Genomic DNA, 12,946 nt, shown 5'->3' on the forward strand with positions numbered 1-12,946 from the left:
GAGATATTCCTTGGACGCTGCCCTGAAAGCGGCGCTGGCACAGCCGGCGCCGACGCTCTTTGGCGCCATAAAGATCGAGTTCCCGGACTATACGCTGCGCCTGCTCGACGGATCTGCCCAGCTGCAGATCGGCGGCGAGATCTATGTGGGCATGGATCCGACCTTCGGCACGCTCGCCAGCATTTCGGAACTGAGCGAGGAACTGGACGATAGCGCGCCCGAGGTGACGATCGGCCTCTTCCCGCCCGATCTCAGTGCCACGGCCGAGCTCGCCCATCCGGAAATGCAGGGCAGTATAGTGACGGTGATGGTCGGCGCGGTCGATACGCTGAGCGGCGCGGTCATCGGCACGCCCGAGATCCTGTTCCTGGGCGAGATCGATGTTCCCACGATCGAGGTGGACGGGGAGGGCAAGCGCACGCTGTCCTACACCGTCGTGAGCGTGTTCGAACGGCTGTTCGAGACGGAAGAGGGGCAGCGAGCCTCCAACGGCTTTCATCAGTCCATTTATCCCGGCGAGCTCGGGCTCGAGTTCATGACCGGGACGGACGTCAATCTCTATTGGGGCGTGAAGCCGCCGGCGGGCCAGACGGCGCGCGGATGGTCGGCCGCCGGCGCGGCGATCGCCGCAGGCAATGCGGTGCAGCGTCGATGACCCCGCTTCAGCAGCGCCACGCCGCGATCGAGGCGACCATGGCCCGGTACCGCGATCAGGAATTCGCCTGGGGCCGCGTCGATTGCGCAAAGATCGCCGCCTTCCACCTCGGCCAGCTGGGGCACGTCATCCGCATTGCCAAGGCGGGCGGGTACAAGACGCCGCTCGGCGCCAAGCGTGCGCTCCGCCGCCTGGGCTATTCGACCCTTGCGGAGATGGCGGACGGCATCGGCCTGACGCCGATCGCGCCGGCGCGCATGCTGCTGGGTGACCTGGCCGAGCTCGAGGGCGACAACCCGATCGGGACGATCTGTCTCTACGCCGGCAACGGCAACCTCTTCGGCTTCCATCAGGACCATCCCGGCCTGGTCACCCTGCAGCCCGAGAAGATCCTGCGCGCCTGGAGTGTGCTCTAGATGTCCAAGACGCTTCGCACCGCCGCGTTCGTCGTGGGCGCGGTCGCCCTCGTCGCAGTAACCGCGGGTGCGGCCGCCGGGGCGCTGGCGCCGGCGATGGCAGGCACGGCATCGGTCGCGGGCGTGTCCGCCGGCACGCTGGCTGCCATCGGCACCTACGCCAGTCTTGCCGCCGGCGCGCTGTCGATCGCCGCGCAGGCGACCATGCCGGGGCCCACGGTCCAGGGCAATGCAACCACCTTCGCCACCAACCCGCAAAGCGGCCTGCCCTATGCGATGGGGCGGACGCGGATGTCGGGGCTGCGCTTCTTCGCCGCGACCAGCAACACGCCTGGCTACACCAAGGCCAGCGACTTGCTCTGGTTCGGCGCGCTGCTCAGCATCGGCGGACAGATCGAGCAGATCGAGACCTTCAAGGCCGATAACGTCGTCGTGACGTTCGACGCCGGTGGCAACGCGATCGGCACCTATCGCAACTATATGGCGCAGAAGGTCCACCTCGGGGGACCGCAGGCCACCGCCATCGACCTGTCGCTGAACGGCGGCGCTCCGCCGGGCTGGACCAGCCAACACCGGCTTTCGGGCATCACCCACGCGATGTGGGGCCTCCGCTTCAACAAAGACGGAGAGATGTACGGCGCCGGCGCTCCGGAGCCCGCGTGGATCGGCAAATGGGTGCGGGTCTATGATCCCCGGCTCGATAGCACCTACCCCGGCGGCTCCGGGTCGTGCCGCGCGCTCGACGAGAGCACCTATGTGTGGTCGCAGAATCCGGGCCTCCACGCGCTGACCTGGGCGCTTGGCCGCTGGCAGAATGGCAAGCGGACGTGCGGCATCGGCGCGCCGATCGCCAACATCCGCGTCGCTGAATTCGTCGAGTGCGCCAACATCTGCGACGCCAATGGCTGGAAGGTCGGCGGCGTCGAATGGACCACGGACAGCAAGTGGGCCACGATGAAGCGGATCCTGCAGGCGGGCGGCGCGCGGCCGACCAAGTCGCGGGGGATGATCGGCTGCCTCGTCTCGGCGCCGCGCACGGCGATCGCGACGATCGAGAGCCGCCACCTTCTCGACAAGCTGCAGCTGAATGTCACGAAGAGCCGGCGCGATCGCTTCAACACGGTCATTCCGCGATTTGTGGACGAGGCCAGCGATTGGGCCATGATCTCCGGTACCAGCGTGGGGGTCGCGGACTATGTGACGGCCGATCGCGGGCCACGGACCAAGGAGATCGATTATCCGCTGGTCCAGGTGTTCGCCGGCGAGGAAGCGAAGCAGCCGGCGGAGCTTGCCGCCTACGATATCGTCAACAGCCGGGAGGCCGGGCCGTTCACCTGGTCGACCGGTCCCGAATGGATCGGCATCAAGACCGGCGACGTCGTCAACCTGAACGTGCCGGAAGAGGGGCTGGTCAACCAGCCCATGCTCATCTCCAAGGCATCGCCGGATCCTGCGACCGGCAAGATCATGTTCGCCGGCGACACCGAGACGCACAGCAAGCATGATTTCGCGCTGGGCCGCACGACTACACCGCCGCCGCCTTTCACGCTCACCGCTCCGGACCTGAAGCCGCCGGTGCCGGCGGCATCGGGTTGGGCCGTCACCGGCGCGACGACGGGCGAGGGGCTGCCGGCGATCATCGTGGTCGGAGCGAGCGAAATGCCGTCGGCCGACGCGATCCTGCTCGAATATCGCAAAGCGGGAGACGAGGCTTGGAGCCGTCCGGCGATCCTGTCGGCGACGGGTCAGATCCTGCACGTCATATCGCCGCTCGAGTCCACCACGGTCTATGAGGTGCGAGCCGGTTATCGGGTCGGGACGATCGATGGCGACTATGCCGTGATCGGCACGGTCACGACGGGAACCGGACGGCTGACCACGATCGGCGACGATGTGGATCAGATCAAGGATGACTTCGACGTCATCCAGCAGGACATGAATCTCAACAGCTTCAACTGGCACGATCTGTCGATCCTGACCGAGACGCGCGACCAGATCATGATGTTGCGGACGACGCTCGAAGGCAAAGCGATTGGCACCGTTATCACGGAGTTCAAGGCGGAGTTTCAGGACGAGAAGCAAGCGGCCGTCGAACGGCTAGTGCAATTGGGGGCCGTGTTCGGGCCGGGCGGCGCGCTGACGCTAAACCTCTCATCGGCGAAGGTCACGTCGACGATGAGCTTTGCCCAATATGTCGAGGGCGTTTCCGCGCGCTTCGGTGATATCGAGGGCGCTTACACCGACCTTACATCGGCCACGGTCGATGAGCATGGCAATGTGCTGGTTAAATCCATGCAGGTGTCGAACGCCGCTGGCCATATTGTCGGAAACTACAGCGTCAATGACGGAACGGTCGGCAAAGCCACCTACATATGGGACGCGGTGGAGTGGCTGCGTCCCGACGGAACATTCATCTTCGGCTATGACGAAACCGAAGACGTGCTGGTCATCCCGCGCGCGCGGGTCGACACGATCGAGATCGGGTCGCGTTACACGCTGAATGGCGGCGAGGGCGTGACCGCATCGTCCACCATCACCGGAACCGGCGTCTCCAATTATCAGACGATCCTTTCCATGCCGGTGACGCTGGCAAAGCCGGGATGGGTCCGCGCCTCGGTCAGCGTGGCCCAAAGTTTCCCTTCCGGCGACGACACATGGAACATGCATCTCCGCATTGATGGCGCTGTCGTGTTCCCCGGAGGCGGACAGAAAACGCAGGATGTCGTCACTATGGTCGGTTGGCGGCCGATGCCTGCGGGCACCTACACGGTGGATGTGCTGTGGGCCGCGCCCTCCGTCGTCTCCCTCAGCTATCGCACGCTTGAAGTTCAGGTAAGTTACTGATGCTGACTGCTGTCATCTACGATCCAGAGACGGGCGCAATTCTCCAGACCTATTCGGGGCGACGCGAGAACCTTGAGGCTATGGGCGTCGCCTGGCTGGAGGTGGAGGAATATCGCTTCGACTATGACAGCACGCATCGCGTGGTGGACGGCCAACTGGAGCCGATCGCATGACGACGCTCGCCGAGGCGGTGAACCAGATGATCGAGGTCATCGGCCGGTTTCGCCAGCTGCTGACCGATCTGGCGTCATGGGCCATGGGCACCGCGACGGGCGGGCCGAACGCTGACGGCAATTACCCCTTCAAAATGCCCGATGGCACAACCATTCCGGTGCCGTCCCCGGCATTGCTGAAGGTGACGGCCAAGTCCGCGCGGGACTACAGCACTGACAACTGGCTTTATCTGTCGGAGCCGGCGGAGCGCATCCAGATGGCGCTGGAAGCCGCATTCGACGATCGCAAGGATGTGTGGATACCGCGCAAGGAAACGCCCTACGTCTTCGAGCATGAGGGCCTCTATTACCCGGAAGAGGACGGCGAGTGGCGGCGGGCCATGATGAAGCTGCGCAGCGGCGTGTCGATCCGCTCCAATGGCGCGACGCTGAAGCTGACCGAAGGGCGCACCAACCCGCCGGGCTTCTTCATGCAGCGCTATGCCGATGATGAAATTCTGACGGACATCGACCTGATCGGTTTGAGGTTCGATGGCGGGTGGCGACAGATCGACCCCAACATCATCGACCTGAAGGAACGCTATTCCTTCGACAATTATGCACAAAAGGTCGACACCAGTTCGGACACGCCCTGGGACGTGACGCAAATCGCCCATGCGGTTTCGATCTGGCGCGGGCGTAACATTCGCGCGGCCGGATGCGAATTCAAGCGGGTGTTGGGCTATGGCCTGGCGCTCGGCCAGACGACATGGGCGGGCATCGCCGGAATCACCTATCCCCGCTATCACGGTGTGGAAAATGCCCAGGCATGGTTCAACGACTTCGAAGACTGCTATCATGGCGGCGTCTTCCTGCCGACGACATGGGGCGGCTCTTCGGTGCAGTATAACAAGGCGCGAGGCGACGGCTATTATGTCGCCTTCGTCGATGTCGAGCGGCACCACACGAACGACGAAACGACCGATGTCACGATTGCCCATAATGATGTCGATTTCAGCGGCGGCTATTGCCCGATCGCCTACGGTCACGACGCGAAGGGCAACCCTATCCCCGATGCCTACGGCCGCACCTTCCTCGCGCGCTATCGCCGGGCCGTATCGCTGGGGTCGTTCCAGCCCACGACCACCGCGCTCTCCCGTGGGCATAACGTCCTTTACAACCGTGTCCGGCAAGGGATGCTGGAATGCTATGGGCATCGCGACACGATTGTCCACGGCAACGACATCGAAACGCTGATCTACGAGGATTTGTCGGAAGCCGAGGAATATCCCGCCTACTTCAACCTCATCACCCCGCACGCCATCCGCTTCTATGCGAACAACAATGCGGATGACCTGTCCGGCTGCCGCATCACCGGCAACAAGGTCAAGGCCGACATCGCCGGATATGGCGGCCATATCTACCGTTACGAAAATATCGTAGAGCGTGACAATCAGATCGAGGGGCCACGATCCGGCGCCTGGCGGCTCCAGCATACCAGCGGCCAGTATGGCGGCGGCAAGGTCAAGAATATCGGGCTGGAGGCCGCGCCAGCTCCGGTCTACCAATTGGAGGGTGGGCGCGGGCCGGTCATCATCACGGCACCCAATGTCGAGGACAATCGCGTGGTGGTGATCCCCGGCCCCGGCCCGACCGACCCGCCCGCCGCGATCATTCCGCATTATGGCACGGCCAGCCTCGCGCGGCTGGTCGGCGCGATGAGTCAGCCGGTCAAGATTACCGGCTATTCGGGCTTCCGCGATTTCACGTCCGACAAGATGTTCGAAACAGAGTCGCAGAATGCCGCCCGGCTGGAAGAATGGGGCAATGGCAACGGCGGCTTCCAGACGCCGGGCATTCAGGTTGGCGACGGCACCGGCTCCCTGGCGCAGCATTTTGTTTCCGGCATCGATCAGGCCGCCTTTATCGACTTCTGGAACGGGTCTTTTGAACAGCCCCGCCTTTTCGTGGGGGTGCCTGCTGGCGATCGATACGGCTTCGTCATGCTGGCTTTCAAGCCGAGCGGCACAGCCGATCTGGTGGCGCAATTCAACGGCGTGACCCGCGCGTGGAATTTCCTCGCCGGCAGGTTCAACATCCGAGGCGACTGGCAAAATCCGCTGGGCTTCGTCGGCGGGCGCAAGCTCTGGATGGACGCTGATGGCATGATGAAGCTCAACTTCACCGATCCGACCTGGGGCGGCGACGGGGACACCGTCATGCTGAAAGTTCCCGTGCCATCCGCATACAATGCGCCGGGGCTTCCTGGGATGTATGCGGTCGGTGGCGGATGGGAATATACCTGCACCGCCAAGGACACATGGGTGCGCAAGTCGGTCGGAAGCACCTGGTAGTCACCTCAGCCAAGCCTTTCCCGGCGGCCAGCGGCCGCCTTTTTCATGTCCGGATCCATCCATGAACATTCATGATCACGACGCGGCGCGGTACGTCGCGGACGGCCTTTCCTTCGGCGTCCTGGTCGGCACCATCGCCAACATGCTGCCGTCGATCGCCGCCGGCATGACGATCATCTGGACAGCAATCCGCATCTGGGAAACCGAAACCGTCAAGCGCCTGACCGGGCGAAAGGACTGACATCATCATGAGCAAGGGCAAGATTGCCGCCGCAGTCTCGGCCGCGGTGTTGAGCATCATTGCGTCCACCATCGGGCTGGAAGGCGGCTACGTTAACGACAAGCGCGACCCAGGCGGCGAGACGAACAAAGGGGTCACCAAGAAGGAGGCTGTGTCCTACGGCTATACCGGGCCGATGCGCACCATTCCCGACGAGGTGGTGCACAGCATCTATTATGAGAATTACCTTATTGGCCCGGGCTACGAGCCGCTGCTCAAGCTGGATGTCGCGGTCGCTCAGGAGCTCTTCGACACGACGGTGAACATGGGCCCGGCGCGACCGGGTCGGTTCTTCCAGGAATCGATCAATGAGATCTGCCCGACCGTGAAGCTGAAGGTGGACGGGAAGGTCGGACCAGCGACGATCGCCGGCTTCGCTCGCTGCCAGCGCACGCTGCTGTGCCTCGCCATGATCCCCCGCCTCGATGCGAAGCAGCTGGCCGAATACGACCGGCTCGTCCGGGTCAACCCTCGCCTCAAGGTCTTCCACCGCGGCTGGATCAACAATCGCATCGGCAACGTCCCTCTGGAGAAATGCGCATGAAAATCCCCCTGAAGCCGATCCTGAAGTGGGTCGGCACCACGCTCGTCACCGCGGCCCTGCAGGATGCCCTCGGCCGCCTCACGCGCGCAGGAACGCGCGCCCGCACAGATCCCGATCCGGCGCCCATCGCGTCGGCCGACCCCGTCTCTAAAACTCCGGAGGCATCATGACCACCAGCCTTGCCAACATCGCGCTTACCTCCGCCGACTGGACGGATGTGTGCGCGGTCTATCCATCCACGGCGAACGCCGACGTGGTGGTCCGCTACCTGTCCGCCACCGGAGCGCGGATCGTCCACGGCGGCCCCAAGCCCGCCACCCTGAACGAGGGTGACGCCCTCAATCCTAACGGCGCCAGCTACGCGAACACCGATCACCTGTGGGTGACTGGCGTGGGCGCGATGTCCGTCACGCTGATCTGAGGAAGGAGTTTCAATATGGGACTCGACATCGCTGCCCTGGCCTTGGCGCTTAAAGGCAAGGCTCCGCCTGCCGCCCGCAAATCCCTCTTCCAGCAAGCGCCGCGTGATCTCGTCATGCCCACGCGCTCGGTTCTCACGCCCGAGGCCCGGCTTATTCTGCGCGAACTGCACTATGAAAGCAGCGATCCTGGCAACACGCCGAGCCTGCAGTGCGCGCCGCTCATGCAGGAATTCCTCAATTCCTGCCACTTGGTTGCGCTCGCGCTGGGCGGCACCGGCCTGAATAACCTGATGTTCCGGGCGGCGGTGCGTGCCGTCTTCCCCGTCGGCTATTACGGCCTCAGGGATGCGCTGGTCATCCCGCCCTATGTGGAGGTCGATTTTCGGGGCAAGGTCGTACGCCAATGTCCCGCTGGTGGCACGATCTCGACAAGCTGGGATGGCACCTATCAGGACAGCCTGAGCAACAGCTATCGCCCCGCGATCATCATGTCGTCTGTCGGCATGATCGACAACCTCAACCTCTATCTTTCCAATAGTGACACGAACCTCGCTGGCGTCGGTGTCGCGGTAGGTAAGAACTGGAACGTTGCCTCGGTCACGATCAATGATGGCGGCACCGGCTACACGGTCGGCGACACGGTCTACACGGCGATCGGACTGCCCGCGCCGTATATCGGCGCGAAGCTAACCGTCTCTTCCGTAGATGGTTCGGGCAAGATCACTGGTCTTACGCTGGAGGACAAGGGAGCGTATGGTTTCCCTCTTCAGATCCAGAAGGCGATCTGGACGGCTGCCAATGGCTTCAACGTCTTCACCGGAGATTTCTCGCACAATCTTACCGGGGGAACCGGCGTTGGCGCCTCTGTCGTCGCAGCGTGGGAGGCCGACTATCAAAACGGCACCTATCGTCCGCTGAAGAACCTCACGGGCGATACGTACATCCACAAGCTGCGGACGCATGGCGGCGGGATGCAGTCGGGCGACGCGACGTTCGGTAGCAAGTTTGCGATCGGCTACTTCGGCCTCAATCACACCTTCAATGAAATTCAAGTCGTCGGCGGATACTTCGGATTCCACACCTACTTTGCGAACGACATTCGCGGGAACATTCTGAACACGGTCCTTTGCGGGACAGCGGTCAATCTGTTCGCCGTCGGCTCGATGCAGTGCGACAAGGTCGTGACCGACAGCAGCCGGGACGCTGATTTGCGAATGGACCGGTGCAGCAGCATCGATCTGACGATCACGTCCTTCTTCGCCACCGGGAACACAGCCTATGTCAGCCCGCTGGGCGCACCGCTGCGCATCGGCGCGCAATCGAGCGGCCAGGGGCAGATGAATGACAGCTGCACCATCCGAGCCAAATTCATCGACCGCGGAGCATCCAGCACCGGCACGCAACGCTTGGCTACGCTGGCCTATTCCCGAAACTGCACTTTCGACTTGGAGGTGTCGAACGGAAGTCGGAACAGCGGCGCGGTCTTCTCGATCAATGAGGTCGCCCAGATCGGCACCTATCTCGAAGCAAGCAACACGATTCGAGGCCGGGCGGACAAGATCACTGGCCCCCTGTTCACCGGCGCGGGCCTAAAGGCAAACGACACCGGGCCGCGCTGCAACGTCGAGTTCTGGGACGAGAGCATCGGCGCGAAGATGGGATGGGGCGGTCGCTATGATATCAAGGCTGAGACCGCTCCGGTAAGCGGGAACGCGTCGATCGCGGCGACCGGCAATACGTCGCTGGATAGCTCTGTCATCAGCGGTCTCAGCAGCACTGCCGGCATCGTGGTCGGGATGACGGCGCAAGGCAACAATGTGCGCGGCGGCGCGCGCGTCCAGTCGGTCGGTGCGGGGACGGTTACGCTGGACGCGCCAGCGACCGCCACGGCCAACGGCGTCAATCTGACGTTCAAGGCGACGGGCCTTGGCAAGACGCCGGTCGGCTCGAAGTTCACCGATGTCGCCAACGGAAACGAGTATATCAACGTCGGCCAGCCAGCCTCTCCAGACTGGAAGCTACTCACGCGAGCGGCGTAATCAGCGGCCCGCTCCTTATCGGGGGCGGGTCGCCTGCTTCGACGCCGCTGCAGTGGCCTGCGAGAAGGTGGTGATCCACAGATCTCGTTGATGCTGCCCCAGCCAACGAAGCAGATCGTCATGCGCTGCAAGGCTCGTCTGACTGTGATCGCCGCCAACGCCGTGGAAGACGAGCACAGCGAGCCCGTGATTGCGTTCGGCCTCTTCGATGTACTCGATCATCCTTCCGGCGCTCGACGTCTCGGCAAAAACCCTACCGGGAACATCCATTCGGTCGAATGATGAGCGACAAATCTGCGCCGCGCTGGAAGATGCCGCTACTCCTCGACCGGATGTGACCATGCCTGTGTGCCGCAAGGGCTCAAGATAGTCTTTGCCGCCGCTTATCCAGTTCCCACAAGGAGCAGCGAAGCTATGCTTCGGCTTGCCGTCGATCTTCGCAAGCCTTCTCTCCTGATCGCCTATCTCGCCAATCATTTCCGAGACGGGATAGTTGTCGGTGAAGTGCCCGGGGACAGCAGGCGTGTAGCCAGTGGGGCACGGGTGAAATCGAGTGTGGTTGCCAATCTCGTGCCCGCGCTTGGCGATGGCCCGCCAAGCGGACAGCCGGCTGTCAGGCACGTCGATCAGAAAGAAGGTAGCTTTGAGGCCAAGTTGGTCGAGCGCCGGCACAACGTTCATCATCTGGGATGGCAAGCCATCGTCATAGGTGAGAACCACTGCGGCCGACGCGCCACCGGGCCACGAAAAACCCTCGCACCTGTGACGCACCGCCGCTGCAACAGCAATGGCAACCGAAGCAGCACCAAATCCTAAAATGAACCACTTAATCTTCATCTACGGTTCCGGATCAAAGCTATGATGCAGGGACGTGGCAATCCTTATAGATTAGCGCGAATCGCGGCCGAGGGGGATCGGTTTCAACCGCGATATAGGCGCGACGGGGGCATAAGTGGGCGAAAAACCGCACGGCATCAGCTATCGGTCGGACATTGACGGTCTTCGTGCCGTCGCAGTCGTTCCGGTAATCCTTTTTCATCTTGGCCTGACGCAGTTCAGTGGCGGCTTCGTCGGGGTCGACGTTTTCTTCGTCATCTCCGGCTACCTCATCAGCGCCGGCATCCAGAAGGATATCGCGGCCCGGCAGTTTTCGCTCATCGACTTCTATGAGCGCCGCTCGCGACGCATCCTGCCAGCCCTGTTCGTCATGGTCGCGTTCACGTTGCTCGCTGGCTGGATCATGTTCCTGCCCGACGATTACAAGGACGTCGGGTCCAGCGCCGTCGCCGTCGCAGCATTCTCCTCGAACATCCTCTTCTGGCTTCAGACGGATTATTTCGCTGGTGCGGCCGAGTTGAAGCCTTTGCTTCACACCTGGTCGCTGGCTGTGGAGGAGCAGTATTATATCGTGCTCCCCATCTTTCTGTGGGGCGTGATGCGCTATGCCAAGGCGCGCTTCATCCCATGGACGCTCGGTCTCGCGGTACTGTCTTTCGTGGTCAGCATCGCCATGGTGAAGCTGGCGCCGAGCGCTGCGTATTACCTGCTTCCAAGCCGTGCTTGGGAGTTGTTGTTGGGCGCGCTCGTCGCCCAAGGGGCAGTGCCGGCCATTCGGAGCAATACGTCAGCGCAGGTCGCATCGGCCGCAGGGCTCGCGATGATCGTGGCGTCCGTGTTCCTTCTGACGGAGGAGAGCAGCTTTCCCGGCTTGAACGCTCTATGGCCCTGCCTGGGGGCTGCTCTGGTTATCCATGCTGGGGCGTCTCACTCCAACACGCTCGCGGCGCGCGTGCTATCCGTCCAACCAGTCCTGTTCATCGGCCTGATCTCTTATTCCTTGTACCTCTGGCACTGGCCGCTGATCGTCTTTACGCGCTACTTCTATCTGACCCTGACATTGTCGCCAGGAATGATGGCGGGCGTTGCCGCAGGTACCTTCGCCGCGGCAGTACTGTCTTGGCGTTTTGTGGAACGTCCTTTCCGATCCCGAGAACGCGTGAAGAAGAAGGCAATTTTCGTTGGAGCGGGCGCGGGCATCGCCGCGTTCGGGGCTTTCGGGCTTGCACTGTTCGTCACGGCTGGCGTGCCCCAAAGGTTCGATAGCTCTGCTCCAGCGATTGCCCGCGCCGACAAGCCGCTTCCCGGCGAACCTGTCTGCCTGGTCAAGGAGGGCGCTCTACATTGGGAGGAAGATCGCTGCTTCCTGTCACGGAAGAGCGGTCCAGTCACGCTTGTCTGGGGGGATTCACACGCCTACCAGTACCGCCGGGCAATCAAAGAGATCATCGCGCCCAAGGCGGTCGGCAGCATTCTCATGTACGCTACGGCCGGATGCCCGCCAATCTTCGGTGTCACGGTGAATGACCGGCCTTACTGCCGTCCAGGCAACGACCGCGTACCTGACATCATCAAGACCTATGGGGTCAAGCGTGTCGTAATGTTCGGTCACTGGCGGCCGATGATGGAGGGTGGGCAGACCAGCCTCGAAATGCTGAAGGCTACAATTGCGCAGCTTAGAGCAAAAGGGGTGACGGTCGCGCTGGTGGGTGACAACCCAGAATATGACTTTAACAATATGCCTCTACTCTACCAGCGCATCGAAGGCCTAACGCACGGTGAAGCGCAGGATTTCGCCTTGCCGCCCAAGTATGACGGCGAGTGGAACCGTGCCGCCAGCAAAATCGTGCCAGCGGGAGCATTTGTCGATCCGATGGAAGTGCTTTGTGCGGGCCACGGCAAAGGTTGCATGGTCTATGGCAATCTGAAGCCGCTGATGTCCGAGAGCAATCATTTGAGTTACGAAGGGGCGGAGTTGGTCGCACCCAAACTAGCACCCCTGTTCGGTACAGTTCTTTAGCTCTCGGCACCTACGGAGAATAGCTCCGGGGCGTCGCTCGAATTCGAAGAGCCTCACCAGAATATCAGGGGTATCGCGTGGGGTACCTGCCCCACGCGGCACGCTTCAAAAATCACGATTATCCGGGGTTTTGCCGGATTAGTCGACGGAGGGGTTGTCCGTCGTCAGGCCCGCCCCCCAAAGGTGGGGAAGGCTGCCCGCTCACTTTCCTCATCGGTGACCCGCTCGATCCAGGCACAGCCGTACTCCTGTCGGAAAGGCGCTAACTCCGCCTCGGTGATATCATCGCCCCAAGCGATCACTTTGCGCTTCCCCTGGACGATCGCGACAATGCGCTGAGTGCCGCCCTGGTAGCCATAAATCTGCATCGTTCCGACCTCTCA

At 62.4% G+C, this 12,946-nt stretch carries 13 protein-coding genes; 11 read left to right on the forward strand and 2 right to left on the reverse strand.

Annotation, left to right across the window (positions count from 1 at the left end; all coding sequences use genetic code 11):
* Positions 1-10: 10 nt before the first annotated feature.
* From ACFQ24_RS02155 to ACFQ24_RS02200, 10 genes are all read left to right on the forward strand, one after another.
* Positions 11-655: a hypothetical protein gene (locus ACFQ24_RS02155; protein ID WP_380908753.1), complete on the forward strand. Its 645-nt coding sequence runs from the start codon at positions 11-13 to the stop codon at positions 653-655.
* Complete coding sequence (locus ACFQ24_RS02160) at positions 652-1,071, forward strand: DUF6950 family protein (RefSeq protein ID WP_380908755.1); 420 nt, start codon at positions 652-654, stop codon at positions 1,069-1,071. The genes ACFQ24_RS02155 and ACFQ24_RS02160 overlap by 4 nt, the downstream gene beginning before the upstream one ends.
* Entirely contained in the window at positions 1,072-3,915 is a 2,844-nt protein-coding gene (locus tag ACFQ24_RS02165) for a hypothetical protein (RefSeq protein ID WP_380908757.1), read from the forward strand.
* Positions 3,915-4,088, forward strand: a complete 174-nt coding sequence (locus ACFQ24_RS02170; RefSeq protein WP_380908759.1) for a hypothetical protein — start codon at positions 3,915-3,917, stop codon at positions 4,086-4,088. The genes ACFQ24_RS02165 and ACFQ24_RS02170 overlap by 1 nt, the downstream gene beginning before the upstream one ends.
* Positions 4,085-6,421 (forward strand): hypothetical protein, encoded by a 2,337-nt coding sequence (locus ACFQ24_RS02175; protein ID WP_380908761.1) that lies wholly within the window; start codon positions 4,085-4,087, stop codon positions 6,419-6,421. The genes ACFQ24_RS02170 and ACFQ24_RS02175 overlap by 4 nt, the downstream gene beginning before the upstream one ends.
* 61 nt (positions 6,422-6,482) lie before the next feature.
* The gene (locus ACFQ24_RS02180; protein WP_380908762.1) at positions 6,483-6,662 is read left to right on the forward strand and encodes a hypothetical protein; all 180 of its coding nucleotides are present in this window, start codon (positions 6,483-6,485) and stop codon (positions 6,660-6,662) included.
* Between the two features lie 7 nt (positions 6,663-6,669).
* A complete protein-coding gene (locus ACFQ24_RS02185) occupies positions 6,670-7,245 on the forward strand; it encodes a glycoside hydrolase family 108 protein (protein WP_380908764.1) in 576 nt (191 codons plus the stop codon).
* A complete protein-coding gene (locus ACFQ24_RS02190; protein ID WP_380908766.1) occupies positions 7,242-7,415 on the forward strand; it encodes a hypothetical protein in 174 nt (57 codons plus the stop codon). The genes ACFQ24_RS02185 and ACFQ24_RS02190 overlap by 4 nt, the downstream gene beginning before the upstream one ends.
* On the forward strand, positions 7,412-7,666 hold the full coding sequence (locus tag ACFQ24_RS02195; protein WP_380908768.1) for a hypothetical protein: 255 nt from the start codon (positions 7,412-7,414) through the stop codon (positions 7,664-7,666). Before ACFQ24_RS02190 ends, ACFQ24_RS02195 begins: the two co-directional genes overlap by 4 nt.
* Before the next feature lie 15 nt (positions 7,667-7,681).
* Entirely contained in the window at positions 7,682-9,706 is a 2,025-nt protein-coding gene (locus ACFQ24_RS02200; protein ID WP_380908770.1) for a hypothetical protein, read from the forward strand.
* A gap of 15 nt (positions 9,707-9,721) precedes the next feature.
* Here the strand turns inward: ACFQ24_RS02200 and ACFQ24_RS02205 are convergent, their stop codons facing one another.
* The gene (locus ACFQ24_RS02205) at positions 9,722-10,543 is read right to left on the reverse strand and encodes a polysaccharide deacetylase family protein (RefSeq protein WP_380908772.1); all 822 of its coding nucleotides are present in this window, start codon (positions 10,541-10,543) and stop codon (positions 9,722-9,724) included.
* A gap of 115 nt (positions 10,544-10,658) precedes the next feature.
* Here ACFQ24_RS02205 and ACFQ24_RS02210 point away from each other — a divergent pair, with 115 nt between their 5' ends.
* On the forward strand, positions 10,659-12,563 hold the full coding sequence (locus ACFQ24_RS02210) for an acyltransferase family protein (RefSeq protein WP_380908774.1): 1,905 nt from the start codon (positions 10,659-10,661) through the stop codon (positions 12,561-12,563).
* A 164-nt stretch (positions 12,564-12,727) separates the two neighbouring features.
* Here the strand turns inward: ACFQ24_RS02210 and ACFQ24_RS02215 are convergent, their stop codons facing one another.
* On the reverse strand, positions 12,728-12,931 hold the full coding sequence (locus ACFQ24_RS02215; protein ID WP_380908776.1) for a hypothetical protein: 204 nt from the start codon (positions 12,929-12,931) through the stop codon (positions 12,728-12,730).
* Positions 12,932-12,946 lie beyond the last annotated feature (15 nt).

Origin of the sequence: Sphingobium olei (genome assembly GCF_042678845.1) — a bacterium.
Classification (GTDB): Bacteria; Pseudomonadota; Alphaproteobacteria; order Sphingomonadales; family Sphingomonadaceae; genus Sphingobium; species Sphingobium olei.